This window comes from Vibrio sp. 10N.239.312.C11, assembly GCF_041466065.1.
GTDB classification, from domain to species: domain Bacteria; phylum Pseudomonadota; class Gammaproteobacteria; order Enterobacterales; family Vibrionaceae; genus Vibrio; species Vibrio tasmaniensis_A.
Window position 1 is genome coordinate 69,712 of sequence record NZ_JBFSRZ010000007.1, and the last position, 26,047, is coordinate 95,758.

A 26,047-nucleotide genomic window follows, 5' to 3' on the forward strand; every position below is an offset into this window, starting at 1 on the left:
TAACTAATAGTTATGGGGCTTGTGAGTAGGATGTACGCAGCCAGATTGAATTAAGGGAAGACCTATGAACCATGCACAACAAGCAATAAACCAACTGATTGAACAAACAGAGAAAAGTGTTATCGGTCAGAGCCACGTCGTTCGGGCTCTGGTGATAGGGTTATTGACTAATGGGCATGTGCTTTTAGAGGGACTTCCCGGTACAGCGAAAACTCGTTCAGTGAAATCGCTGGCGAACCTACTGAACACCAGTTTTGGTCGAATTCAGTTTACGCCTGACCTGCTGCCATCAGATGTAACCGGTACAGAAGTGTATCAAGAGCTTGATGGCAAGCCTCAGCTGCATTTCCAACCGGGTCCTATTTTCAATAGCATCGTTCTGGCCGATGAAGTGAACCGTGCGCCCGCAAAGGTACAAGCGGCTCTGCTTGAAGCGATGGCGGAAGGGACGATAACTGTAGGTGGCCAAACTCACATCCTTCCAGATTTGTTCATGGTATTAGCGACTCAAAACCCGGTTGAACAAGAAGGTACGTACCCGTTGCCTGAGGCGCAAATGGACCGTTTCATTATGAAAGTGACGGTTGACTACCCAGAAGACGAAGCGGAGCGCGACATCATTCGATTGGTGCGCAGCGAAGAGCTGGGCAGCGAGACGAGTTCAGAATTAGTCACACCACAGCATATTGAACCTGAATTGGTACTTGAAGCGCGTCGCCAACTTCCTGATATTGCGGTTTCTGATTTGGTCGAAAACTACATTGTGGCTTTGGTTATGGCGACTCGTAAGCCAGAGCGTTACCCAGAATCAAACTTGTCTAAATGGATTGAGATTGGTTCAAGCCCACGTGCTTCTATCGCGTTGGATAAATGTGCTCGCGCTTATGCATGGCTTCAAGGACGTGACTATGTCACGTTAGACGATGTGCGAGCGATGCTACCTACCGTGTTAGGTCACCGATTCTCGTTGTCTTATGACGCATTGGCCGATGGTGTTAACCATCAAAGAGTGGTTGAAGAACTACTTGATAATGTTGAGATCGGATAACTAGGGGGCGTCATGGCGAAGCCAACACAAGCTCCTAAACCGCAAGGCCTTGATCCTCGACTGTACTGTGACTATTCAAGGTTAGTGCGAATCCAGGCTCAAGCTGAGTCGTTTTCTCTGTTGCCTCATCTAAAGGCGGGCAGTGTGCTGTCGGGTCGACATAATTCCCTGTTTCGTGGTCGTGGTTTGAATTTTGAGGAATTACGTCACTACCAACTTGGTGATGATATTCGTAATCTCGATTGGAAAGTCACGATGCGAACGGGTAAGCCTCATGTTCGTAGCTATACCGAAGAGAAAGACCGAAATGTAATCATCTGTGTCGATCAGCGCAGTTCGATGTTCTTTGCTTCTCAAAACACCATGAAATCAGTTGTTGCGGCCGAAGTCGCGGCATTGTGTGGATGGCGAGTCCTGAAAGATGGTGACCGTGTTGGCTTTGTTTTAGCTTCTCATCAAAAACTCTTCCACACCAAAGCACAGCGTTCACAGTCTGATTTACTGGCTCAGTTAAAGCACCTTACTAAAGCAAATCAAAGCTTAGACGTGAGTGTGAGTGACAGCGAAGGAGTCGGGTTCAGTCAATGGATTGAACTGATAAAACGAATGAGATTAAAGCAGTCGACCTTAATCTTTATTAGCGATTGGCGCGACTGCCAAGAACAACATCTAGACCGACTAAAGCAGTTACAGCAACACAACGACATCTTGGCCATAATGGTCACAGACCCATTGGAACAATCATTACCTCAAGATCTCGCAAGCGCAAATTGGGTGGTGGGTGATGGTCGCTTTCAACTTAATCTCGATAGCCAATCTAAGGTTAACCTCGCAAGTGAAAGCCTTGCTCAAAAGGCTGCACTCCAGAAACAGTCCCTTGCTAAATTAATGGCGATGAAAAACCTCCCTTATATCGAATTAGATACGTCTGGAACTCATATTTCTCAGCTTCAAAAGCTGGTGGGAGGGCGTTAGATGGCCGTTGAACATACGCCTCCAAGTACTTATATCCTTCGCGATCTGCACGATGTCGCCATTCCCGAGAGCGTGAGCTGGATGCCGCAAACTATTGGCTGGAAGATCCTTGGCGTCATTCTGTTATTGGTCGCTGTCTATCTGGCTTATCGTTTAGCGCTAAGGTGGTGGAATAACCGTTATCGCAAAGAAGCGCTTCAAGAACTCATGGTACTGGATGCAAGAGACAAGAACTCAACTGAACGAACCTTTAAAGTCCTCAAAGTGGTACTTCGTTACCTAGACAGCAGCAATGCAAAGCTGTTTGGAAAAGCCTATGTAAACCGTCTGAACGCTTATCTGCCTGTTAGCGCTAACACAAGTGAAAACAGCAATGCGTTCTTTGCCGATGAAGTTTCGGAATTATGGATGCAAAGCCTAACTGACCCTAATGTGCGTCTGAGCTTTGAACAGCGATTAGAGGTAATTCAAACCGCGATGATGTGGCTAAAACTTCACAAGCCGAATGTACAGGTAACGGTTGAGGGGCAAGACAATGTTTGATGTTTTATCTGCCAGCTTTGAATTTGCGCACCCACTGTGGTTTATCGCACTACCTTTGCCTTTACTCGTTTACTTCGCCGTACCTGCTTATCGCACTAAACAAATGGCCATCAAGGTGCCATTTTTCAGTGAGTTGGTTGAAGCGATTGGCGAGGCTCCATCAGAAGGTGCAAGCCAATTAACACCAAGCTGGTGGCAACGCACTACGCTGATCATTACCTGGGTATTAGTGATCTGCGCATTAGCGAAACCTACCATTCTTGGTGAGCCACAAGTTCGTGAACAATTAGGTCGCGACGTGATGGTGGTTGTCGATTTGTCTGGCTCAATGGCTGAACAAGATTTTACGTCTAAACAAGGGGATAAAATCTCTCGCTTAGATGCGACCAAAGAGGTGTTAGCCGATTTCGCGAAAACCAGAAAAGGGGACCGACTCGGTTTGATCTTGTTTGGTGATGCAGCGTTTGTACAAACGCCATTTACCGCCGACCAAGATGTATGGTTTGAACTGCTTAATCAAACCGATGTCGCGATGGCAGGGCAAAGCACGCACTTAGGTGATGCGATTGGTCTTGCGATTAAGGTGTTTGAGCAAAGTGAGAAGCAAAGTGCTGCCGTTCAAGATTCAAGTGTTGATGCCAACGTGAAAGAGAAAGTCGTGATCGTATTAACCGACGGTAATGACACCGGAAGCTTTGTTGAACCTATCGATGCCGCCAAAGTCGCCAAGGCGAAAGGCGTTCGTATTCACGTTATCGCCATGGGTGATCCTCAAACCGTGGGAGAAGTGGCGTTGGATATGGAAACCATCAAACGAGTAGCGCAAGAATCCGGTGGTGAAGCCTTTGAGGCACTTAACCGCGACGAACTTACCAAAGCCTACGCTCAGATTGGTGAGCTAGAACCACAATTATATGAAAGTATCACTTATCGCCCTAAACAGGGGCTGCACCATTACTTAATGGCGATTGTTGTTGTGATGTATCTGACTGCCTTTAGTCTGGCGACTTTACGTAGAAGGTCGCTTTTGGCTTCTAAAACTAAAAAATTGAAAGGAGAGGATGATGCCTGATTCTCTCACTCTGCAACAGTTCTTTACCCAGTTTCATTTTATCCGACCTTTGTGGTTGTTGGCCTTTATTCCGATGTTCTTCCTGTTATGGGTTCGTTGGAGAGAAGAGACCAAACCAACGTGGAAAGACATTCTACCTGCACACTTACGTGATGCATTGACCATTGGTGAAACAGGCTGGCATAGGCAGCTGCCATTGAAGCTATTGGTGGTGATTGTAACTATCGCCATCATTATCTGTTCTGGCCCAACATGGCAACGTGAAGCTTCACCTTTTGGGGAAGACAAAGCTTCGATGTTGGTTGTACTCGATAATAGTGAATCTATGCTCGCTAAAGATTTGCCTCCAAGTCGCTTGGAACGATCTAAGCAGAAAATTAGAGACTTATTGGCAGCTCGCAAGGGCGGTAACACAGGTTTGGTTGTGTATGCGGGCAGTGCCCACGTTGCGATGCCTGTGACTCAAGACAGCAAGGTATTCGAACCGTTTCTTGCGGCTATCACACCTGACATCATGCCGGTATCAGGTAAGTCAGCAGAAGAAGCGCTGCCACTCATAAATCAACAATTGTCTGGCGAGTTAGGTTCGTCAGTGTTGTTGGTATCGGATGGTGTAAATCCAAGTACCATCAGAGCGTTCGAGAGCTTCTTTAACGACAATCCGTATCAGTTGCTCATTCTAGCCGCAGGAAACAGTAATGTGGTGAGCGATAACCCTGTCGACCTAGATTCACTGCGTAACTTAGCGAGTAAGACAGGTGGACGACTGATCGAAGTGACCGTGGATGATTCGGATATCCAACAGCTCAACAACGCGGTTGAAAGAAACATGCAGCTCAACGGCGAATCTTCAATGCCTTGGAAAGACATGGGCTATGGACTGCTCATTCCAATGGCGATCATTATGTTGTTGTGGTTCAGAAAAGGGTGGTTGGTTCAGTGGTGTGTTGTTGGTTTGATGATCACAAGCAGCATCTATTCACCAGACACTTTGGCGAAAACAGTCAATTTAACCGCTGAGAAACCCGTTGTGGTGGAGTCGGTTACGGTTTGGGATAAAACAGTCCAATGGTGGTGGGATTTATGGTTAACGCCCGACCAGCAAGGTCAACGCCTGTTGAACCAGAAGGAATACCTTGAAGCGGCAAAACATTTTACTGACCCAATGAGAAAAGGCGCGGCTTACTACTATGCTCGCGATTTTAAGTTAGCTCACAGTGCCTTTTTACAAACCAAAACAGATCTTGGTTTGTATAACGCCGCGAGTGCTTTAGCTCGACAACGTGAATACCTTGCTGCGCGAGACCTTTTGAAGTCATTAAGCGAGAAAGAGGGTCTGTCACCAGAACTAAGAACGGATGTGGAGAACAATCTTGCTGTGCTTAGTGGGATTGTCGAAGAGGTTAACCGAACCAGTGAAAGTCAGTCCGGGACCACAGATGGCCCTGAAGAGTCTTTAGAACTCGAAGACGATCAGCCGCGAACGGGTGATGGCGCTGAAGAAGAAACGGTAGCGGAATTGATGCTCAAGGAAACGCTTAATGCCAATGAAATTTTGGGTAGCCAAGAGCTTGCCGATAAGTGGTTAAAACGAGTCGAAGCGGACCCTAAGTTCTTCTTAAAGTCCAAGTTCCAAATTCAATTAAGAGACCCTGCACCTTCCATCGAACAAGCGTCAAAACAGGAGCAAACCCAATGAGTCGATATCATTTAGCTCTTGAAGCCATTCAATCAAAGAGAGTGCGATTCAGAACCCATAAGTGGTTACTGTCGATGACTCTTATATTGAGTTGGTTTTCTCCTTTTGTTGCTTCTGCTGCCGATATCTTCGATCTCCAAAAAAGTGGTGACGTTGAGCTTATCGCTTGGGTAGGGGAAAAGCCAAAGTCAGGCGATAAGATAACGCCGACTAAAGTGAGCGTTAATGAGCAGGTAATTCTGAATATTGAGGTGGCGACGCCGCGTTGGTTAACGGGAGGGACTCGAATCGGCAGTATCGAAATCCCTAACGTGATCGCTAAGCAACGTAACCAACTCGCGACTAATTACACGGAACGGGTCAATGGCACTACATGGTCGCGTCAACGTTGGGAAGTGACGCTTTATCCGATGACTTCTGGCAAGTTTGTGATTCCAACCGTACCGGTTCGTATTCAAGTGTCAGCTCCTGATGGGTCAAACGTTGGTGGCACGCTTTATACGCAGCCGATTAAGTTTGAAGCCTCATTACCGTCTGGTTTGTTAAGCGATGAATCGCCTTGGTTTTCAGCGACAGACGTGGATGTTGAGCAGCAATGGCAACGTTCGAGCGAAGACTTAAAAGTGGGTGATGCGGTTACTCGAACCGTGACGATCAAAGCGAAAGACAGTTTGTCGGTGTTACTTCCCAATGTGTTGACCAATGAATCGACACAGCAATATCAAGCTTACCCGCAACCTAATCGTTTAGATGACACACAAGAACGTGGTGACTACCGTTCCAGTAGAATTGAAGAGACGGTTTATGTGATTCAGCAAGGTGGTGAATTTACCTTACCGGAGTTCACATTCCAGTGGTGGGACAGCAAAAATCAGCGTCTTGAGAGCGTGGTAATAAAAGGCGAAGTGTTTGAAGCAAAACACACATTCCAATTCTTCATCAAAGCTTACATGTCGGTCTTTATAAGCGTTGGTTTGGCAGTGGTCTTATGTGGCATGTTATTCGTTGCGGCGAAGCGCTATTACAAAAATCGACCAACACCAAGTTGGTTGGTATTGCGTCGTTTGCTTAAGCAAAATAATTGGCCCGCATTGAGAACCTTTATCTATCGTCAATTACGAAACGAAACCTCTCAGCTAGAACTGAATAAAGCGCAACTTGGTAAATTGAATGGACAGGAACGTTGGATAGAAGACAGTGAATCCCTCCAACAAGGGCGAGAAGACAAAAACGTATTTACTCGTTTGTGGAGAGGGTTACGTAACTTACCCAATGACACATCAAACTCAAGCAATTCTCGTTCAATTTTCGACCGCTTGAAAATCCCTAAAGCCTTGCCAGACTTAAAAGATAGAACTAAGTAGCAAACTTTAGTCATTCGCATCGAACAAAATCGGCAGGCTCTCTACTATAGGGGACCTGCTTCTTTAATATGGAACTGTATGAAAAGCACCGAACTCAATTTAATTCCTATATTTGTTGCTATCTATGAAGAGAAGAACTTATCTAGGGCTGCTAATCGCATGGATATAAGCCAACCTGCTGTGAGCAAAGCGCTTGCACGGTTGCGAGATATCTATGACGAGCCACTGTTTCACCGAACCACATCAGGCGTAGAGCCAACCACATTCGCTATTGATATCTATCCGGCAATGGCCGCTGCGCTAAAAAACTTTACGTCTACCTTATCCGCATCAAGAGATTTCGACCCCAAAACTTCAGGTCGCGTGTATTCAATTGCCTGCGTCTCGGCGGCGAGCTACGAAATGATGCCAAGAGTGATGCAGTTAATCAGCCAAGTTGCACCTGGTATCGCGTTAGAAGTTCACCCTCTATTTACGGAAGATTACGAGTCTGATTTAAGGCTTCAAAGACACGATGTTATTATCGATATGACACCTAAAGGAAGAACCATGCTCAAGCATGAGGTGATCTCTAAAGAGGAACTGGTGGTGGTGTGCCGCAAAGACCATCCTACGATTGGTGATACGATCGATATGGAGCAGTTCCTATCAGTTGAGCATGTGGTTGTATCTCGTTGGCATGTACGTAAAAGCTTATTGAGTTCTGAACACTACAGTGACCTTGAAAAGCGCAGAATAGTCTATCGCGCTGCGGGTGTTGTTGAGATGCTGCCAGTTATTGAGGGCTCTGATTACATCGGAGTGTTACCTATGTCATCGGTGCGTTGTTTTTCTGAAAAGTACTCGGTTAAAACACTACCACTACCATTCGAATTGGAAGACCTCGATATGTGTATGATTTGGCACCCGAGTCGCACTAATGAACCTAGCCACAAGTGGTTGCGCGCTAAGATCAAAGCGGCAGCAAAAGACATATCAAGTTAACCTTTGAAGGGAGTTTAATGGAAAATGTTTGTGCGAATAGCCGTTATTCCTAGCACTGACATACGTTGATTGCCTAACAACAGGCAATCAAAAAGAGCCGCTTATCTGTTTTGACTGAGTCAGTCTGAATTGATAAGTGGCTCTTTTACTTGGTGTGGGTTTCGACATTAAAATGAAGAAACCTCAATGACGTCTATTATTCGGTAATTTCTTGCAGCACTTCTCCAATTGAACCACTTGGTTGAGTGATACCCAGTTTGTTCGAAAGCGTTGGTGCAATGTCGTATGGCGTGATTGCCCGCGAGATCTTCTGAGCTTCAACGTCGTAGCCTGCGAAGATGACTGGGACATGTGTATCGTACTTCCATGGCGAGCCATGAGTCGAAGCGATTTGAAGGCCTTCCATGTCGTTAATGTAGCTACGTGGAGCAAATACCACATACACATCGCCAGAACGAGCAGGGTGGTAGTTGTTCTTAATGAGCTGCATAACATGAGTATCAGGGACTCGGTTTGCCGCGATATCACTGCTTGATACGGCAAACGCAACGCCTTTTACTTTGGCAATCTCATCAGCGATCGCTTCCTGTACTTTCGTCAGGTCAAGTTTCTTTTCTGCGATTAAATCGTGATTCAGATAAATATAAGGCTGTGCGTACAAGCGTATTGCGTCTTTGGATAAACCAAACTCATCCTTCAACCTTTGCTCTACGCCACTCGATAGCAGTGTGTCTTTATTGAAGTATTGAGCTTGATTGAAGCCAAGCGCATTTGCCGCAGGTGAAGACTCAGGTACACCGTGGTCGGCAGACAACACAATTAATGTATTCTTTAGCCCGACTTGGTTATCGACGGTTTTAAGAAGCTTAGCGATCGTCTTATCAAGTCTGATAAGGTTGTCTTCTGTCTCTAGGCTTTCAGGGCCGTATAAGTGCACCACGTAGTCGTTTGATGAGAAACTTACAGACAGGTAATCGGTCACGTCACCTTGGCCTAGCTTCTCTTGCATCAACAGTGTGCTTGCAAAGTTTTCTGTGATTTCATCGCCAGCCGGGCTAACGGTTAGCGTTGTGCTGTAGTACTTGTAACTCGCGGGGCCGTATGGGTGAGGGAAGGTGCGTTGGAAATCACCGAGTTTCACTTTGTGTTCGGTATCGTGCTCTTGCAGCGTGTACTTCTCACGTGGTAATGAGAGATCCCACTTCTGTTTCGAGTACTCTGCAGCAATCGCTTTCTCGTTCCAACGTGATACCCAATCTGGATATTCGTCGTAGTAATAGTTGCTGGTGACAAACTCAGATTGCGCTTTGGAGAACCAGAAGGCTTTACCACTGTGTCCCGCCAATGAGATTGCGCCGCGGTCTTTCACGGATACACCGAATACTTTTGATTTGCCACTATTGGAAATTGTCAGCTCGTCACCAAACGTGGTGGCAAGTATAGGCCCTGGAGATCGCCCATCACCTTGTGCTGTCTTCTGAGTTGGGTCGATCTCAGTTGCTTTATCGACACCCGCACCAGAGGTCAACATTTTGTAGTTACCGTCTTCTACGTTATACACCAAACGTTCTTCGCTACGGTCATACCAAACGTTACCTACCATGCCGTGTACGCTCGGTGGAGCGCCGGTTGCAAGCGACACATGGCCCACGATCGTTTCCGTGTTGCCATGTTGATAGTTCGCGTTGGTGTAGTAAGTACCGTCATCCATTAAGTACCGGAAACCACCTTCACCGAAGTTGTGCTTATATCGTTCGATAAGATCTGCGCGCAGGCCATCTACCGTGATTTGAAGGACTAGATTTGGCTTCTCTGCTGCTGAGACAGGGAAGGCACAGAGTAACGCGAGTGTAAGTCCTGAAAGCTTGGTGTATTGCATAGAAGTTCCTTATTCAGCGTTGCCGCAGAGTTCTAACGTTTGGTCAGATTTCTAACGTGTGTCAAATTTCTAATGTGTGTATAGTGCAAGTCGTATTTTAGTATTGCTTGTGAAGGTTGTTGATTCATAACCATTGGCATCTTTAGTTAGTTCATTCTTCAACTAGCTCACAGCTTTATCTAGTTCGTGTCTTTAACTAAACGCAGCCCCATATCTGACATAGTGATCGATTGGCTTGCGAAGTCGCGACGGTAACTTTCAGATTCGTTTTCGTCATAAGCAAAGCTGCCACCGCGAACCGATTTATGTGATAAACCAACGTCGCTGTGTTTTGCGTTGTTAGGATTGTCTGTTGGACCGAATCGGTAGAAGGTGTCATCGAAGGCATCAATCACAAACTCACCCACGTTTCCGGTCATGTCATATAAGCCTAGTTCATTTGGCTTCTTTAGCCCGACTGGATGTGCGCTATTTTTAGAATTTGCTGAGTACCACGCAACATCATCTAAGTTATTGGAACCACTGTAAGTATAGCCTTTGCTCTTGTTGCCACCTTTCGCTGCAAATTCCCATTCAGCTTCAGTCGGCAGACGGTATTCTTCACCTGTAAGTTCGTTCAATTGTTCAACGAAGTAGTTCGCCTGTTGCCAACTTAAGTTATTGACCGGAACTTGTGGGTTTTGGAAATAACTGAGAGATGAGCCCATCACCGATTCGAACAATTCTTGAGTCACCTCAAACTTCGCAATGTAGAAACTATCTACAGTTATATCTCGCGCTGGTCGTTCTGCTTTGGTCGCTTCAGGATCGTTCGAACCCATGGTGAATGTACCACCTTCAACTAGCACCATCTCTTGGTCGATTTGTTGGGCGATAGGGTGTGTAGGCACGCTCGCACAGCCGCTTAGGAAAATAGTCATGGTGACGCTGCTGATCGCCGCTAATTGTTTGTAATTGAAAAATTTCATCACGTGCCTCGAATGTTCGAAATAGAGGGCAATTTTAACGTTTAAGGTCATTCCTATTGGTTATAAAGGGTATAACATGCCACTGACTGAAATAGGCATTATGATGGCTACAGACACTAAGATAGGTAGATAAATCATGCACATTACTCAAGGTCCACAATACAATGGTAAAGCGTCTAAACGCTTGCATGTTATGGCTAAGCCAATTGGCGCAGCGTGCAACATTGACTGTAAATATTGTTATTACCTAAGTAAGCAAGATTTGTTGGAGTACAAGAAAGGCAGTTCTCCAAGAATGGATGATGAGACGCTAGAAACCTACATCCGACAATACATCGAAGGTCAAAATACGCCTGAAATTATCTTCTCATGGCAGGGCGGTGAACCGACCATGCTGGGTTTAGCGTACTTTGAAAGAGTGGTTGAACTACAGAAAAAGTACCGACCTGAAGGAGTGTTGATCTCAAACGATCTGCAAACCAATGGCACATTATTGAATGACGACTGGGGCCGATTCTTAGCAAAGAACAATTTCCTAATAGGCTTGAGTATTGATGGCCCTGAAATGCTGCACAATGCGTATCGTGTTAACAGAGCAGGCCGTGGTACATTCAAACAAGTGATGGCGGCCGTTGAACTGCTGCACAAACACCAAGTGAAGTTCGCAACGCTGACTTGTGTGAATAACCTCACCAGTCAAAATGCACTTGAGGTGTATCGCTTCCTACGTGATGTGGTGAAGTCACCGCAAATGCAGTTTATCCCTATCGTTGAACAGAAAACGTTCCGAACGGTTGCGCCACAAACGTCTCAAGTGAGTGAGCAGCTTAAACAAGGCGACAAACGTCTGATCCCAGGCCATAAAGACTCGATCATGGAATCGTGGTGTGTGTCGGACTTGGCTTGGGGTAACTTCCTTATTTCTGTATTTGATGAGTGGGCGAAGAACGACATCGGTAAAGTATTCGTTCAGTATTTTGAAGCAAGTTTAGAAACATGGATAGGGCGTCCTAACCCGCTTTGTACTCTGAATGAAATCTGCGGTAAAGGCCTCGCGATGGAGCCTAACGGCGACGTATTCTCATGCGACCACTATGTTTACCCTGAATACAAGATTGGCAATATTCATCACGAGAAGCTTGATGACTTGGCGTACAGCGCACCACAGCAAAAGTTTGGTTTCGCTAAATCACGCACAATGACCAGTCAATGTCAGCAGTGTGATTACAAGTTTGCTTGTCATGGTGAATGTCCTAAAAACCGCTTTATCAAAACTCGCGCAGGCGAACCGGGCTTGAACTACTTATGTGCAGGTTGGCATAAGTTCTTTTCTCATGTCGACAAGTCGATGGCTTATATCGCTCGTGCGATGGGGCATCCGGTTGCTCATGGCAAATTCAGTGATTCAGTATTGATGGCACATCGTGCAAAACAAGCGCAACAAACTACGTTCGAGACCAAGTTTTAACTCGTTTTTTGGGTCAACAGATCCAAGACAAATTTAATCAGATACGAGTCTAAGGACAGGCTAAGTTCTCCAGTTTAAGGTAATACTATGATGAAGAAGAGTTTAGCGACGGCTGTTGCTTTATTAGTTTCAACGTCCGCATTGATTTCAACATCAGCAATGGCAGCGAATAGCGTTCAGCAAACTGTTGACGCACCGGCAAAAAATATTAATCAAGTGCTCGAAATGACGGACACTCAAACCCGTATTCAACAGTTGTCTTACATGGCACAAGATCAGAACCAATCTGTTGAAAATCGTACTGGTGCACTGCAAGGGCTTGCTTCATACCCAAGTCAGAATGCGCTGGTGGCGGTGGCAAGAGGTTTGAAAGATCAAAACCCTGAAGTTCGTGAGGCTTCGATTATCGGTTCTTCGCCATATCAACTTGAGCATCGTTGGGCGTTAGTTTCGCCTTTGCTGAGCGATACAGATTCTATGGTTCGTCACTCGGCAACATCGAACTTAGTACGTGATTACAATACGTTAGATAAAGAACAGAAAGTACAAATTGAACAACCCGTCGCTGAGTTAATCACATTCTTGGAATCACAAGAATCTGAAAAGTTTCAATTGTTGTTCGCTGACGTGCTCCGTTGGCACAATGAATGGGATAAAGCGGAAACGATTTATCTTGAGTTGATTAATACTCACCAGAAAGACCCTCAAGTTTGGCTGAGCTACGCGGACAACTTCCGAGCTCAGAATAAAGATCAACAAGCGGTCGAGGTGTTGGATCGTGGTTTGAAGAACGTGCCGGACAATGCAGCGATGCACTATTCTAAATCATTAACTTTGGTTCGCCTTGAAGACAAAACAGCAGCAGCCCACGAGATTGAAGTAGCCGCGAAGCTAGCGAAAGATAACAGTTACTATTGGTACCTAAATGGGGTATTACAAGAAGAGTTGGATATCGACAAGTCGACTAAATCGTTCGAGAAAGCGTATTTGATCTCTGGCTCTCCAGAACAGTTATACGCGGTATGTGATATTTATGTACGCTATGGCAATGAAAAAACCAATGATTGCTTGGGTGAGCTAGGTAAAGTGGCTCCTGATTATGTTATTGAACAGTTGAAAGAGAAACGAGTCGCGCCAAGCTCGTAAGCTTTAGATGGGTTAATGGTAAGCTGATAAACCGTTATTGAGAAAGCCAGTCGAATACTCGACTGGCTTTTTTTTGATCTTAATTGCTGCAAGTGACCATCGATTTGAATTCGAGCTAAAAAACAAAACTCAACATGATGGTGTAGAGCAATGCATCTTTATCGGTTTTAGGGGCGTCAATAAAGGCACCGTTTGACCTACGAGCTTCGAAGAATTGCATTTCACCATTGATAGATATATTTGACATCAAGTCGTAATCTACACCAACTAAGTAGCTATTCCCTTCTAAGTGCTCATTGGCGTTAAATTGCGCGCCGTATACTACGTAAGGTGTGAATACTCCTAAATGGTAACCTAGGCTGGCGTACATGGATGAAGAAACGTCACTGATTTGACCTTCGCTCGCCAATACCGCTTGGCCAAATTCATATTCAGCGCCTAGCGACCAAAGTTGGATGTGTTGGTTGTCTGCTGTTGGAAGCGTGCCAACGTTTTTAATTTTTGTCGTTTGATCGAAATTTGAATCAAGGAAAGATAAGTTCCAACGATAGTTATCACCACTTAATTGAAGGTTTGCACCAAACATTCGATTTGTTTCGAATTCCAGTTCGGTTGTCGAATTGAAGTCGACTTCATTCTTATCTTTGATTCCGAAAAACGGAGAGAGTTGTAGGGTAGCTTCATCGGTTACATCATGAGTCCAACTCACTTTGACACCGTTGAAAGCGGTAATACCAAGAACGCTGTTATACACCTCTGTCGGTGGTCTTGCAGTCATATAGGCTTGACCAACATAATAGTATTCAGAAGCTAAAAACAGAGGAAGCCTTAGACGACCAATACTCACATCAAAGTTATTAAACTCATAGCCAAGATAAGCCCACTCGAGTTGTGGGTCACTCCAATCATATTGGGGTGGTTTGACAACTTGCACGGAAGCTTTAAATGAGTTGTAGAAGTAGTCAAGCTGGACCCCCAAGGTGGTATCACAGTCATAACAATTTTCATCGGTAAAACCACGGTTGATGATTAAAGGGGAATCGTTATCTGATGTTGCCCAAGAAGTAGAACCAAATCCGCTTAACGAAAAATTATCGGTAAGTTCAATAATAGCGAAAGCCGGAGAGGCAATTGAAGCACATAGCACTGACGTAATTATTTTTTTCATATTATTTCTCCGAGCTTATAACGTATAGAACATTGGCATTTTCAGGGAGCGTCGAGAGCGGGGCGTACCCAATTCGATTGGGCTTGTCATCAAGCCAGTCAAGCAAGGTTTCGGTGGACGCCGATTTAATCTCTCTTGGATAACGAGCTTTACCTGAGAAGGATAAGCTCGCCCAATGGGCATTCATTTGAGCTGCGTTTTTTCCAAGCAGTTGTTGGTAAAAAACTTCACGTTCGCTGCTGTTTTCAGGCCAATCAGAAAGTTCTACACGTTTACCATCGAGTCGTTTTGTTTTTCCTCTATACAGCTTCCTTGCTTTGTTTATCGATATTTCTTCAAATCCTGAATCTAAAGAGAATATGGCGTAATCTTCTGCGGCATGAGCTGGGCTGAGAAGAAGCAAGTTTCCTAATAGCCCTACCGCGACTGGCAATATGACTCTGCGTGGAAGTGTTTTTATTGTTTTAATCCAATCCATGGGTTTCTCCTAACAAGTCGCACTTTCTATTTGATGGAATAGCTTTTCTTTTCTTACGGGCTTCGCTACGTATCCATCCATGCCTGAATCAAAGCACTTTTGAATGTCATCATCGATAACACTGGCGGTTAGCGCGATGATAGGAGTTTTGCTTAAGCCTAGGTTTTTCTCATGCTCCCTAATCTCCTTAGTTGCTGTGAAACCGTCCATAACGGGCATCATGCAATCCATTAGTATAATGTCGAAACTACTGTCGTTTTGGTACATATCAACGGCAATTTGACCATTCTCTGCAATTTCAAAAGCGTAACCAGCCCTTGTTAGCATGACCGAAGCGACTTTTTGGTTAACTCGATTGTCTTCGACGAGCAGTATTCTTTCAGATTTGCTCGGAACCGGGTTTTGTTCTCTTTCCTCTGGCACAGTCCGTTTAGCTGCTGCATTAAGAATCGGCGTTACGGTCGCGGGTTTTTTCGTAGATTTAGTTTTGTAGGCAACAGGAAGTGGCATTGCTTCAACGGCGGCAAGTACTTTTTCTTTTAACATTTCAAATTTGAATGGCTTTGGCACATAGTCATCCATGCCCACGTCGAAACACCTTTGAATATCGTCATCAATAACACTGGCGGTCAGGGCAATGATAGGGATACGACGCGTGGCATTGGTCTCTTTTTCAACGCGGCGAATATTACTTGTCGCTTCAAAGCCATCCATAACCGGCATCATGCAGTCCATGAGTATTGCTGCGTAGTGAGGGTTCGATCTGAACATGTCCACGGCTTCCTGGCCATTATTCGCAAACTCGAATTCAAAACCACTTTTACCAACATGAAGCCCGGCAATTTTTTGGTTGACCTTGTTGTCTTCGACGATCAGAATTTTGTGTTGTATCTCTAGAGAAGGTTGGCTCGCCTCTGAAAGCTCAACCCGACCCTGTGTATCACAGAGCTCAACCGCTTTAATCAAACGTAAACCGAGTAGGGGCTGTGATACTTGAGCCGTAACACAATTGCCGATGTCAGCCGGCTCGCTCAAAAATGATCGAATCAAGCAGATAGTGATGCCGTTTTGGTGGAGCTTATCTAAGTCACTGGTATAGTCACTGGCTTGGAATGTGTCATCTTCAGCAAAGACAACTGTGATTGGGTTAGCGTGCTTTTGAATCGTGAGTTGTTGTGTAAGCTCAGCTGTATCTCTCGTTTGTTGGGTTATTTCTAAACCATAGAGGTTAAGGTCCCATTCTATTCGTTTAGAGAGCATGTTCGCGTTACCTAGAACATAAATGTCGGCGGTTGCTGTGCTTGGTTTTGGCAACATTAAATCAATGGGTAATTCTAGATCGAAGTAGAAACAACTGCCTTTACCTTTGACGGAGTCGAGTTGGATCTGACCACCCATAAGTTCAACAAGCTGAGTACTGATCGCAAGGCCAAGACCAGTACCACCGAATTGTCTGGTCGTTGAATCATCTTCTTGAGCGAACGGTTCGAATATCTGTTTCTGTTGCTGTTTATCGATACCTATCCCCGTGTCTCGCACAGAAAACCTTAGGGTGACATTGTTTTCTGCTTTGTTTAGCGTTTGGATTGACAGGGTAACGCCACCTTCTGCTGTGAACTTCACCGCGTTCGACATAAAGTTCATCAAGATCTGTCTTAATCGGTGATCATCGATCATCACGCGTGCAGGTGTGTCTGGGCTGATATCAACGTTCACTGATATTTTTTGCTCTTTAGCTTTTGGCGCGACAATAGATGCGATGTCGTAAATGGATTCTCTAATCGATGCCGAATGCGGGCTGATTAATAGCATGCCAGATTCAATCTTAGAGAAGTCTAAGATGTCGTTGATCAGGCTTAGCAGTAGTTGAGATGAGGTCTCGATCGTATCTACATAATCACGTTGTGTTGGTGTAAGTGGTGTGTCTGACAGAATCTCCGAAATACCGATAACGCCATTCAGTGGGGTTCGAATTTCATGAGACATATTGGCCAAGAAGCTACTTTTCGCTTTGCTAGCTTGTATCGCGTGGTCTTTGGCTTCTTCGGCGTCTTCTTTAGCTCGCTCTGCGTCTTCTTTCGCTATCGTTAACTTCTCTTTTGCATGTTCTCGTTCGATGGTCAGTCGCTCTACTTGCTGAGCAAATAGGCTGAGTTCGTCTTTGCCTTGAATCAGTTTGTCCAAAGAAGGGCGGGTATCATCATTTTCACTTTTTAAGAACCTAAGAACTAGCCCAAGATTGTTGGTGACTTGTTTCGCTAAACTGAGGGTTAATCCCATAACAGTTGCTGCAAGCAACGTGACGATGGAAATAAATAGCGTTCTTTCTGTTTTAGCATCTGAGATCGCTTGAGCTACTTCGGCTTGGAACTCTTGTTTGATCACGTCACCTAAATTCTGCAACAGGCTTAGGCGAGCACTCATCGCATTGAGTCCGGTAGTGATCTCTTGTGGAGTCAATGCGCTTATTGTGGATGAACTATGAAGTGCGTGACGTATCTCTTGGCTTTTCATAAAAGCCTCATCTTTAAACACTTCAATCATGAGTGAAACTTGATGTGTATTGGCATTCAAGGACACAAATCTTTCTAAGAACAAAACTTGCCTAGCATTGAGGCTTTCAACCAACTCGGCTAGTTCAGAATCATACTCTTGATGATTTTGGTAAATATCGAAGAGTGAAGCGCTGAGCTTAAATTCTTCATTTGACCAAAACATCAACCACTCTAGTTGATGCAAGGCGGTGAGGTGCTGTTGAATCTCACGCTTGGTGATATCAAAAGGGACTTTCTCAATGGCTAGCAACAATTGTTGGTACAAGTCACTTTGCCATTCAATCGCATCCAGCTTATCGAAACTGTCGGTCGTTTTCATAGTCGACAAGGTTGCCTCACTGAAGTCGGCCAGCAGTTGGTTCACTTCTTCGGAGCTGTTTAGAAATATGCTGGGTGAAAGTGCTTTGAGCTCGGCATTTACCTTAGCACTTCGATTAACGAACTCTTCAGTGTTTGGGGCCAAAGTACTTCGATACAAGACAGAGATATCTTCAAGGTAAATTGCTAACTGATTGGTTCGCTCAAAATCGTTTAACTGCGTCGTCAGAAAGTAAGCTTGTCTACCGGCTAAGAAAAGGAGCAATGAGATCGGTAGTAGAACTAAGCCAAAGAGTTTATGTTTAACTGAAAGGTTATTCCAGACCGTAAGTGTCGACATATTAAGGATCCATCCAACTGGTTTTATATAAAAACAGTAGAGTAAAAATGCCGATATGGAAACTTTGAAACTGTAAATTTAATGGAAGTGTGGGAGGGGTATAAGTTCTTGTGATTCCACAGCTTATTTTGAAATAGCTTTTCTTGCTAGCAATTTATAGCGTTTGGCGGTCGGTTTGATTTTGATGCTTATTGATGAGTATCTTAAAAAGCGAGTTAATTAGGGTGATTTTTATCGAGACTTAGTTCAAATAGAAGTTGCTATAACACCGTTTTTGCAGAAGGTTCTAGCGCCCAAACACCGAGCACTCTGTTCAGTGCAGCGCGGTACACTCTGTTTTTGAGTAGGAAAGCGAGCGTACGCGTATCGTTGCTCAGAACATTTGATTGTACGACGGTTAACTCAGCTTTGTTCTCGATATCGATTTTCTGAAGATTGAAAGCGGGTAGAAAGGCACACTCATACCAAACTTCTATGATCTCTCGAAGTTCGATTTCCTCTTCAGGCACATCGCAGCCCTGAAGTTGATGGTTTTCAGGAATTGCGGATAAGTAAGCTACATCAAGCTTGTCTGCAACGAATGTGTACATTTGCTTCCTTTGTATCGGTGATTTTAGAGCGAATCATCTCTCTCACTTATGTTTTTGTCAATTACATCTATTTATCTAACGAGTAATTTGTGAATAAGCATCGTCGTGTTTAACTCAAGCTGTTTAAGTATTTGTCTGTTAAGCCAAAATATTTCAAGTTGCCATCAGGTTCTAGAACCAAACTCATATTGGAAGTAGCGATCAAACCGGGATCATTGGTCGAAAAAATGACGGTTTTATTCAGCAACTTATCGCTGAACAGGCGGTTAAAATACTGGGCGTTTTCATTTTCAGCCCCGTTGAACGGTTCATCAATGATTATCAGAGATTGCTCACAGTTACCTAAACCAAGTGCCAAACGCAGCTTTTGTTGAATGCCATTGGGAAGACCTTTGCACTTATCGACACTCAATTGAGTCGCTAAGCCTTCTGGCAGCCATTCGTCTAGCTCGAAGAAGCTCACCATCTCCTGCATTTTCTCTGTCGGAATGAGTCCGTTATGCAGAATGAAGTTGGTTTCTAGTGAGCCTTCAAAAATATGCAGGTTAAAAGGGATGTAGTTAATTGAGGTGCGATAACGGTAGCTATTGAACTGTTTAATGTTGTAACCATCGACAGAAACTGCGCCTTGATAGCGGTCTTCTAGCCCAGCAATGATTGAAATTAAGGTGGTTTTTCCGCAGCCCGTAGGGCCACAAATGACCACTTTTGCACTGGGTGGTATTTTGAACCCCAAGTTGGTTAACCCTGTTGCTGCCCCTGTGTAACGGTGGCTGACACCACTGCCCACAATATTTCCTTGGAACAGCCGAATAGGCGGGCTTTTTTCTAGCGTTAACTTGTCGTCATTCATCGACATCAAGTTGTTGATCTGTGCCGACGAAGCCTTGATGGATTGAAACTTAGAAATTGAGTTATAGATGCCCATTATCGGGCCTAGTGCTTTCCAAACGAGAATAACGGTTGCGAGCATCGCGCCCGCATCAGAAGTGCCTTCCATGACTCCGATTACTGCGGTCACGATACTTGCAGTACCAATCACCTGAATCAAACTACCACCTGCAGCCTGAATTTTACTGTTGGTTACAGCGACATTCTCCGCATCATTGGTGCTTTGCATATGGGAGGCACTAAAACGAGATTGAACCACGCGCAACAAAGGCAAACCCTGAATGGTCTTGATACCACGAAGGATTTCATTCCATTGATAAGAGATCATCGCATTGGCGCGAGAGCTTTTAGATGTGGCTTGTGAGTAGATGTAACGAGAGTAAACACAGAACACCAACATCAATATTAAGCCGCCCATCACCACAAGTGCAGCGGTGCCAGACATCAGAGCAATCGCAATGATGAATACAATCACAAACGGCATATCAAAGTAACTAAGGGTCGATTCTGCGGTCACTAAGCGGCGGAAGGTATCGATATCTTTCAAACGAGCCAACTGAGACGAAACCCCTGCGGTTGAAGTCATTGCGTAGGGCAGCCAAAGCAGTTTCGATATTACGGCTTGGGATATGTGAACCGCGAGATCTTTACCGGAGGTCGCAATGATGTTGACTCGCATCTTTTTGAAGAAGTATTCCGAGAAGCCGACGATCACGGCAAATAGGGTCAACCAATAGAGCGTGGCTTGAGAACTCGAAGTCAGTGCGAAGTTATAGACACTCATGATGAAGAATGGCTGTAACGCACCGAGAATACTGATGACGAAGCTCAGAATGATCAGGCTTTTAAGTTCATTGTTGTAACGATAGAAAGCGTATTTTATCCAATTGCTTCTGTCTTGCGATTCCGGAGGTGGTTCGCGGAACAGACGAGAGTACTCGCTAATAGAAATCAGCAAGCAGGGCTTTTTACACATTGGGTATTCAATGGTGTTGTTGTTCGTGTAATCAAACAGCAGCAACTTCCCATCTTTTGTCCCTAAGAAGATGGCACTGAGGTTTTCTATCTCAATAAAGCACGGGTGAGGATATTTATCGATATTCTCGAGTGTCTTTAGTTTGGTCACATCACAGCGGTATCCAAGGCGCTCTATGGTTGCTGTAAAGCTATCGCCGTCTTTGGGTTTTGGAATAAAAGCATCGCTGAGTATAGCGGGCGTGCCTTCCCATTCGAGCGCTATCAAGGTGTAGGCCAAACCACGAATAAGTGGCGATTGACTGTAACGTTCGTCGTATCCACTAGATTCAAAATCCAAAACACGTTGCGGCACATTATTGAAGTCTACTAGGATACTCATTGGTCACCTCCGATAAGTTTTACGCGTTTGAGGCGGTGGTTAAGTTTATCCATCTTATTGCTGGCGATGATTAAGATTTTGTCATTGGCACGATAGGCGGTACTGGTCAGCACGACGCGCGCAAATTCTTCATCAAAGACGCAGTCTATATCGTCGAATATCAACACACGCTTACTGGCGAGCAGGGCACGGACTAATAACAGAGCATAGCCAACTTGGCGTGAGAATGGGTTACGCATGTGACCTTTGAGCTCGGTATAGAAACCTGCAGGCAGCCCATCAATTTGAGCCTTGATGTTCATGGTTTCACATAAGGCGAAAGCCGTATTGTTCAGGCTTGGACGGAAACAGGTTAGGTTATCAATAATGGTCCCTTCCACGAATGAACTTGTTTTATCGACCATCAGCACGCTGTTACGCCAAACGTTGTAGTTTACGTCACTCAGAGGCGTGTCATTAATCATGATGTCCAGTTTGTTATCATTGTTCTGACGTGTAATACAGTTAGCAAGGTGGGTCTTGCCGGAGCCACTTTTCCCGGTAAGCAAATAAGTTTGTCCGAGTTCGAATTCGATACGCTGCTTTTCAGAATATTTAACAGAAATACGTTCTACTTCGGTCGTCTCATGTTGATGTTCAACCGACGCGGCCAGTTCAAGAAGTTCGGCGATACGTTGTATATGGAGCTTGTTTAGTTCCCAGCGGCTCGCGGTACGCATCACTTGTTGGTAGGGCGCGAAGTAACGATTGGTAAGCATGATTATCGCGGCCATAATGCCTTGGCTTGACTCCATATTGATCACGGCTGTTGCCAATACCACAACAACACAAGCAATCGAGAGTTGTTGGATGAGCGCTAAGATTAAGCCAAAATTCGATTCAATCTGTTCGTATTTGATGTTTTCAACTTCACGTTCCTCGACCATTTGTGTCATCAGGCTTTCAACGCGGTATTCCATATTTCGAGCTTTGATATCAAGCGGGCTAGAGATGATCTCGATGATTTTGGAGGTGGTTAACCCTTCGATGTCTGACTTATTCTGCAAACTACCAATCTTTTGTTTGGAAAGGCTCCACGCGAAAATAGCCAAGATGACAGAGGCAATCAGAAGTGTAATACCAGCCCATATGTTGATGAGTCCTATGATAAGGATGGTAATCAAACTGACAGCAAGGTTGATCAGTGCTCGAACCGATTCTCCACCAAAAAAGGTTTTCAGTTCTGGAATGGTCGAAATACGCTCCAAATATTCACCGGGCTCTAAACGGCGGAATTTAGAGATCTCAGCCAAACAGATGGATTGAAATACCTTATTGGTTAAGTTGGTCTCAAACTGCCTCATGATGACAGAGGAAATCTTCTCTTCCTGATTTTTCAGGTGGTAGTCAAGGAAGATGGAAATCAAGATAATCGTAAACAGTAAGAACAGAGTATCTTGTGCTTGGTTGGGTAACACTCGGTCAAAAATGATCAGAATAGAGAAGGGCAGTACCAAGCCAAACAGGGTCGATATTATCGTTGAGAAAGTCAGATAACACTTATCTGCCATATTGATCTTTTGCGAAAATTGCTCAGTTTGCATTACGACCTCCTTTTCTCAATGACTCCGTTGAGAGAAGGTGTTTCGGCACCAAATCTTGATTGTCTCGTCCCTCAATATCGCTCATCAATTGCATGATGCTCTCTATCGATTGAATTGAGAGTATGCCTTTAATTTGCTCAAGCTTGATGGTCTCGATGATGTAGTCGTATCGTGCGCTTTCATAGTCTCTCAAAGCGCTGAACAGTTTACTTTCCGCCGCCAGCAAGTCGGTGATGGTACGCGTGCCTAATTGGTAGGCTCTTTGGATCCCTTTATAAGAGGCATAGTTGGCGCGAATGATGTTCTCGTAACTGCTTATAGATTGCGAAAAATCGTTGATGTTGAGTACAGAGGTGTTCACGCTGTTGCGCGTGGTGTAAAGCGAGTCTTGATAAAGCAGTTCAGTACGTTCAATTGCCGTCGATGATTTTTGATATCCATAGTAATCAGAACCACCAGACAAAATAGGCAAGGCTAGGTTCAAGCCAACGCTAGTTGAGTTGCTTTCGCCTGTCGCTGTGATGTCGGTTTTATCGTAGTTATTGGCGTCATCGTGACGATAGCTGGCTGAGAGTGACACGGTAGGTAAGAAGTTTGTACCGCTCTCTTTTAAGCTTCTACGGCTTCTCTCGACGTTTTTCTTGGCTACTAGTAAGTCGTTGTTGAGCTTTAACGCTTGATCCATGATTGAGTGTTGTTCGCTTTCGTTTATCTCTTTTAATGGCACACTTTCGTATATATCCTGTGATGGAGTGATAGGGTACTGAATCTGAATGGATAGCCCGTTGAGAATGACACGGCGATCTTTCTGCAAGGTTCTTAATCGATTCGACACACCTTCTTTCTGAGCGATAACTTCGTACAGCTCGCTGGCGGCTGTGTTCCCCAACTCTACGTTGCGTCGCATCTGATGTTCACGAGTCTCAGACGACTTAAGCTCTACCTTGGTCGCTTTTATTTGCGCATTGTTTTTCAAATACTCGAAGTATTGAGAGCCGATTTCAGAGATAGTGCTCTGGATTTTGTTCTCGTGTTTAATTTCTTCAATATTGAAGTCGAGTTTTGCCGTTCCATATTTAAAAATATCACCAAGATTGAATATCGATTGGGTAAGGGAAAGGCTGTAGCTGTTTGAGTTATAGCTGGAGGTTTCATCGGGCACGCTCGATAACAAGGTTTCATTCTCATTCCATGTAGTATCAGCTGCACCATTGAGTGAAGGAAGAAACTTAGAGCGGCTGATCCCAATGTTGTATTCGTTCTCTTCCACACCTTTATCACTGGCGCGAAGGGATAGGCTGTTTTGCAGGCCGAGTTCTACCGCCTCAAGCAGGGTCGTCGCCGATACTGAAGGTGTTGTGCTGAATGCAAGCGCAGCCATAATGCTGCTAGTTAAGTTTCTGTACCGCCACATACTTGTTGATCACCTTGATGATTTGGTCGCTTTTGTAAGGTTTGCTGATCACGTAATCCATTCCGGCTTCAATACAAGCCTGGTGTTCGTTACTGCTGGTCAATGCGGTTGCCCCTATGATGGTACAAGGGTTTTTCTCGTTCTCTTGTTCAAACTGGCGAATGCGTTTGGTCGCTTCAATGCCGCCCATACCTGGCATGATGCAGTCCATGAAAATGATGTCAGAACGTTTATTCATGAAGTGCTCTACTGCGTCGGCACCATCGCCAACCGTGTCTGGTTCATACTCTTGTTTGGTTAAAATTCGTTTAAGTAAGATCTGTTGAACTCGGTCATCCTCTACGATAAGGAATGAACTGTTTTCCATCTGCTCTTCTGATGCTTCTGCTTCCATAATGGTGAGTAAGTTCGGAATAAACTCATAAGGAATCGCAGGGGAGTTGATGATCTTATCGACGAAGCTGTGACACTCTTGTGCATGCTGAGTATTGGTTACTGACAGCAACAGCTTGGTATTTGGATGATTCTTAAGTTGAGATTTCACCGTTTTGCTCAGTGATGGCAGCTTGTTAGGTTCAAAGGTATCGGTCAGCATGATGGCATCGTACTCACCAAAGGTCTTCGCCGCTGAAAACAACTCATTTGCAGTGCGGATTTCAGTGATATCAAGCCCCAAGTTACTGAGCATTTTCTTCATTACATCTATACGAACTTGTGTATTGGCGCAAAGCAGTAAACGCTTGCCGTCGAAGCGAGTTTTCTCTGTATGGAAATTCTTCGCCTTGAGATCAAGCTCGATCTGAAAACGTTCCTGTGTACCCGATTGGAACCAGTGACTTTCGTAATACCCGTAATCTTTTAATACGCTTTTCGCTAAGTCGTCTGTGTTAGCAGTATGGTGTTTATGATCGCTCCAATGGAGCTTATTGAGCTTGGCGACAGAGACATCCAGTGTTGAAAGGAAATTCAGATTGATGGTGACACGTGTATTTTCCATATCCGAAGCTGCGCCAGACTCTATTGTCACGAACAACTTCTTGTTTGATTTAAGTTGGATGGCGTTAGAAAGCTGCAGGAACAAGATCCAGAACAAGCTGGTGGATTGGCCTTCCACACGGTTCGGCAAATTATCAGAGATAAAGCAGTCGAGTTGACCTTCGTTCCTCTGAACTTTGGCGCTGATATGAATCATCAATTCAGACAACACGCTCAGTAAAGAGAATTCCTTCGACTTACTTTCCGTACCCTGTGAAATCAAACGGTTATAGTTTTCTGCTAACTCAGATAACGTACTACATGCTGAGGTAATATCCTTCGCCATCAATACGCCGTTTTCATCGGTTTCTTGAACCAGATATTGGACACCACCGTTGATGGTGTTGGTGATTCCGCGAATCTCATAGCCGATTAGCGCATACAGCTGTTTGTAGAGATCGTTATTGCGCTTTTGGTCTTCCAATTTACTGAAAATCAGTTTGAGGTGAGAGTAGATCTGGCGTTGTTTCGGATTGATGCTCACTTCATTCAGAAGCTCTTCGAGTCTTTGTAAGTCGAGTTGTTTCAGCTCTTGATAGAGAGCATCGAACTCATAGTCGATTTCTCGTTCATTAGAGCTGGATTTCTTCAGCTTCAACATAGCAACTGAGTTCGATAGGACCGTGATTACTGCCAGTATCACGACCACCATAAACAACCAGATAAAGAACTCATTTTTCTCTGACATCAAGTCGCTCGCATGGTTGTTGAACATGGTGCGGTAGTTGTCGTCCATCTGTAGGTAGTTGTTGGTCAGTGACAGGTATAAGTCGAGTACGTCGTTGCGTGTTTTAGTGCTGTCGGAAAAGCGATTGATAGCTAATTCAAGTTGGGTGTATTCAGTCGCGCCAACCAAGCTGAACTCAGTTTTGTTCAAAGAGGCTAGCGATCTAAATTCATCTATTTCACGCTTCAAGTTAACTAGATTGAATTCGTTAGTACCACAAGTGTCGGTACTTAAGCACTGCTGTAGAGTTTGAATATCTTGTTCGATGGTCTGATTAAGCTTCTGAGCTTGTATGAGCAGTGGGGCACTTTGCACTTGAGCAACCGAATCTACTTTTGACCAAGAAAAGTATAAATAGAAAGCGAGCGCCGCTAGTACTACGCTGAACAATATGCTCAGACGTAGAGCTGGTACGGAAATGTTATAAGAAGGTTTTCCGCTCATT

At 44.7% G+C, this 26,047-nt stretch carries 19 protein-coding genes; 9 read left to right on the plus strand and 10 right to left on the minus strand.

Annotated elements, in window-relative coordinates; all coding sequences use genetic code 11:
* Window positions 1-64: 64 nt before the first annotated feature.
* The 7 genes from AB6D07_RS05020 (at window position 65) to AB6D07_RS05050 (ending at window position 7,685) form a co-directional block, all read left to right on the plus strand.
* Complete coding sequence (locus tag AB6D07_RS05020; protein ID WP_017102599.1) at window positions 65-1,048, plus strand: MoxR family ATPase; 984 nt, start codon at window positions 65-67, stop codon at window positions 1,046-1,048.
* A 12-nt stretch (window positions 1,049-1,060) separates the two neighbouring features.
* The gene (locus AB6D07_RS05025) at window positions 1,061-2,023 is read left to right on the plus strand and encodes a DUF58 domain-containing protein (RefSeq protein ID WP_017102600.1); all 963 of its coding nucleotides are present in this window, start codon (window positions 1,061-1,063) and stop codon (window positions 2,021-2,023) included.
* Window positions 2,024-2,566, plus strand: a complete 543-nt coding sequence (locus AB6D07_RS05030) for a DUF4381 domain-containing protein (RefSeq protein WP_017102601.1) — start codon at window positions 2,024-2,026, stop codon at window positions 2,564-2,566. It abuts the gene before it with no gap.
* Entirely contained in the window at window positions 2,559-3,638 is a 1,080-nt protein-coding gene (locus AB6D07_RS05035; RefSeq protein WP_017102602.1) for a VWA domain-containing protein, read from the plus strand. Before AB6D07_RS05030 ends, AB6D07_RS05035 begins: the two co-directional genes overlap by 8 nt.
* A complete protein-coding gene (locus AB6D07_RS05040) occupies window positions 3,631-5,337 on the plus strand; it encodes a VWA domain-containing protein (protein ID WP_372091273.1) in 1,707 nt (568 codons plus the stop codon). Before AB6D07_RS05035 ends, AB6D07_RS05040 begins: the two co-directional genes overlap by 8 nt.
* On the plus strand, window positions 5,334-6,701 hold the full coding sequence (locus tag AB6D07_RS05045) for a BatD family protein (protein WP_017098949.1): 1,368 nt from the start codon (window positions 5,334-5,336) through the stop codon (window positions 6,699-6,701). Before AB6D07_RS05040 ends, AB6D07_RS05045 begins: the two co-directional genes overlap by 4 nt.
* 78 nt (window positions 6,702-6,779) lie before the next feature.
* Window positions 6,780-7,685: a LysR family transcriptional regulator gene (locus tag AB6D07_RS05050; RefSeq protein ID WP_017102603.1), complete on the plus strand. Its 906-nt coding sequence runs from the start codon at window positions 6,780-6,782 to the stop codon at window positions 7,683-7,685.
* Window positions 7,686-7,881: 196 nt separating this feature from the next.
* Here AB6D07_RS05050 and AB6D07_RS05055 read toward each other — a convergent pair whose 3' ends face one another.
* Window positions 7,882-9,564: an alkaline phosphatase family protein gene (locus AB6D07_RS05055; RefSeq protein WP_372091271.1), complete on the minus strand. Its 1,683-nt coding sequence runs from the start codon at window positions 9,562-9,564 to the stop codon at window positions 7,882-7,884.
* Between the two features lie 179 nt (window positions 9,565-9,743).
* Window positions 9,744-10,532 (minus strand): SUMF1/EgtB/PvdO family nonheme iron enzyme, encoded by a 789-nt coding sequence (locus AB6D07_RS05060; RefSeq protein ID WP_017088127.1) that lies wholly within the window; start codon window positions 10,530-10,532, stop codon window positions 9,744-9,746.
* Window positions 10,533-10,668: 136 nt separating this feature from the next.
* On the opposite strand from AB6D07_RS05060, the gene AB6D07_RS05065 reads away from it, so the two are divergent.
* Window positions 10,669-12,000: an anaerobic sulfatase maturase gene (locus AB6D07_RS05065; protein ID WP_004730505.1), complete on the plus strand. Its 1,332-nt coding sequence runs from the start codon at window positions 10,669-10,671 to the stop codon at window positions 11,998-12,000.
* Between the two features lie 87 nt (window positions 12,001-12,087).
* Window positions 12,088-13,146 (plus strand): hypothetical protein, encoded by a 1,059-nt coding sequence (locus AB6D07_RS05070; RefSeq protein WP_017102605.1) that lies wholly within the window; start codon window positions 12,088-12,090, stop codon window positions 13,144-13,146.
* Window positions 13,147-13,261: 115 nt separating this feature from the next.
* Here AB6D07_RS05070 and AB6D07_RS05075 read toward each other — a convergent pair whose 3' ends face one another.
* From AB6D07_RS05075 to AB6D07_RS05110, 8 genes are all read right to left on the minus strand, one after another.
* The gene (locus AB6D07_RS05075) at window positions 13,262-14,314 is read right to left on the minus strand and encodes a hypothetical protein (RefSeq protein WP_017102606.1); all 1,053 of its coding nucleotides are present in this window, start codon (window positions 14,312-14,314) and stop codon (window positions 13,262-13,264) included.
* 1 nt (window position 14,315) lies between these two features.
* On the minus strand, window positions 14,316-14,792 hold the full coding sequence (locus AB6D07_RS05080; RefSeq protein WP_017102607.1) for a hypothetical protein: 477 nt from the start codon (window positions 14,790-14,792) through the stop codon (window positions 14,316-14,318).
* A 9-nt stretch (window positions 14,793-14,801) separates the two neighbouring features.
* On the minus strand, window positions 14,802-18,005 hold the full coding sequence (locus tag AB6D07_RS05085) for a response regulator (RefSeq protein ID WP_017102608.1): 3,204 nt from the start codon (window positions 18,003-18,005) through the stop codon (window positions 14,802-14,804).
* Between the two features lie 260 nt (window positions 18,006-18,265).
* Window positions 18,266-18,595: a hypothetical protein gene (locus AB6D07_RS05090; RefSeq protein ID WP_050546657.1), complete on the minus strand. Its 330-nt coding sequence runs from the start codon at window positions 18,593-18,595 to the stop codon at window positions 18,266-18,268.
* A 109-nt stretch (window positions 18,596-18,704) separates the two neighbouring features.
* Window positions 18,705-20,843, minus strand: coding sequence for an ATP-binding cassette domain-containing protein (locus AB6D07_RS05095; protein ID WP_017102609.1), 2,139 nt, complete (start codon window positions 20,841-20,843; stop codon window positions 18,705-18,707).
* On the minus strand, window positions 20,840-22,426 hold the full coding sequence (locus tag AB6D07_RS05100; RefSeq protein WP_017102610.1) for an ABC transporter transmembrane domain-containing protein: 1,587 nt from the start codon (window positions 22,424-22,426) through the stop codon (window positions 20,840-20,842). Before AB6D07_RS05100 ends, AB6D07_RS05095 begins: the two co-directional genes overlap by 4 nt.
* Entirely contained in the window at window positions 22,416-23,840 is a 1,425-nt protein-coding gene (locus tag AB6D07_RS05105; RefSeq protein ID WP_017102611.1) for a TolC family protein, read from the minus strand. The genes AB6D07_RS05100 and AB6D07_RS05105 overlap by 11 nt, the downstream gene beginning before the upstream one ends.
* On the minus strand, window positions 23,815-26,046 hold the full coding sequence (locus tag AB6D07_RS05110; RefSeq protein ID WP_017102612.1) for a response regulator: 2,232 nt from the start codon (window positions 26,044-26,046) through the stop codon (window positions 23,815-23,817). Before AB6D07_RS05110 ends, AB6D07_RS05105 begins: the two co-directional genes overlap by 26 nt.
* Window position 26,047 lies beyond the last annotated feature (1 nt).

Bases quoted from the DNA above. Each gene is read 5' to 3' on its own strand.
- AB6D07_RS05020 (WP_017102599.1), top strand. From the start codon at position 65: ATGAACCATGCACAACAAGCAATAAACCAACTGATTGAACAAACAGAG.
- AB6D07_RS05025 (WP_017102600.1), top strand. From the start codon at position 1,061: ATGGCGAAGCCAACACAAGCTCCTAAACCGCAAGGCCTTGATCCTCGA.
- AB6D07_RS05030 (WP_017102601.1), top strand. From the start codon at position 2,024: ATGGCCGTTGAACATACGCCTCCAAGTACTTATATCCTTCGCGATCTG.
- AB6D07_RS05035 (WP_017102602.1), top strand. From the start codon at position 2,559: ATGTTTGATGTTTTATCTGCCAGCTTTGAATTTGCGCACCCACTGTGG.
- AB6D07_RS05040 (WP_372091273.1), top strand. From the start codon at position 3,631: ATGCCTGATTCTCTCACTCTGCAACAGTTCTTTACCCAGTTTCATTTT.
- AB6D07_RS05045 (WP_017098949.1), top strand. From the start codon at position 5,334: ATGAGTCGATATCATTTAGCTCTTGAAGCCATTCAATCAAAGAGAGTG.
- AB6D07_RS05050 (WP_017102603.1), top strand. From the start codon at position 6,780: ATGAAAAGCACCGAACTCAATTTAATTCCTATATTTGTTGCTATCTAT.
- AB6D07_RS05055 (WP_372091271.1), bottom strand. From the start codon at position 9,564: ATGCAATACACCAAGCTTTCAGGACTTACACTCGCGTTACTCTGTGCC.
- AB6D07_RS05060 (WP_017088127.1), bottom strand. From the start codon at position 10,532: ATGAAATTTTTCAATTACAAACAATTAGCGGCGATCAGCAGCGTCACC.
- AB6D07_RS05065 (WP_004730505.1), top strand. From the start codon at position 10,669: ATGCACATTACTCAAGGTCCACAATACAATGGTAAAGCGTCTAAACGC.
- AB6D07_RS05070 (WP_017102605.1), top strand. From the start codon at position 12,088: ATGATGAAGAAGAGTTTAGCGACGGCTGTTGCTTTATTAGTTTCAACG.
- AB6D07_RS05075 (WP_017102606.1), bottom strand. From the start codon at position 14,314: ATGAAAAAAATAATTACGTCAGTGCTATGTGCTTCAATTGCCTCTCCG.
- AB6D07_RS05080 (WP_017102607.1), bottom strand. From the start codon at position 14,792: ATGGATTGGATTAAAACAATAAAAACACTTCCACGCAGAGTCATATTG.
- AB6D07_RS05085 (WP_017102608.1), bottom strand. From the start codon at position 18,005: ATGTCGACACTTACGGTCTGGAATAACCTTTCAGTTAAACATAAACTC.
- AB6D07_RS05090 (WP_050546657.1), bottom strand. From the start codon at position 18,595: ATGTACACATTCGTTGCAGACAAGCTTGATGTAGCTTACTTATCCGCA.
- AB6D07_RS05095 (WP_017102609.1), bottom strand. From the start codon at position 20,843: ATGAGTATCCTAGTAGACTTCAATAATGTGCCGCAACGTGTTTTGGAT.
- AB6D07_RS05100 (WP_017102610.1), bottom strand. From the start codon at position 22,426: ATGCAAACTGAGCAATTTTCGCAAAAGATCAATATGGCAGATAAGTGT.
- AB6D07_RS05105 (WP_017102611.1), bottom strand. From the start codon at position 23,840: ATGTGGCGGTACAGAAACTTAACTAGCAGCATTATGGCTGCGCTTGCA.
- AB6D07_RS05110 (WP_017102612.1), bottom strand. From the start codon at position 26,046: ATGAGCGGAAAACCTTCTTATAACATTTCCGTACCAGCTCTACGTCTG.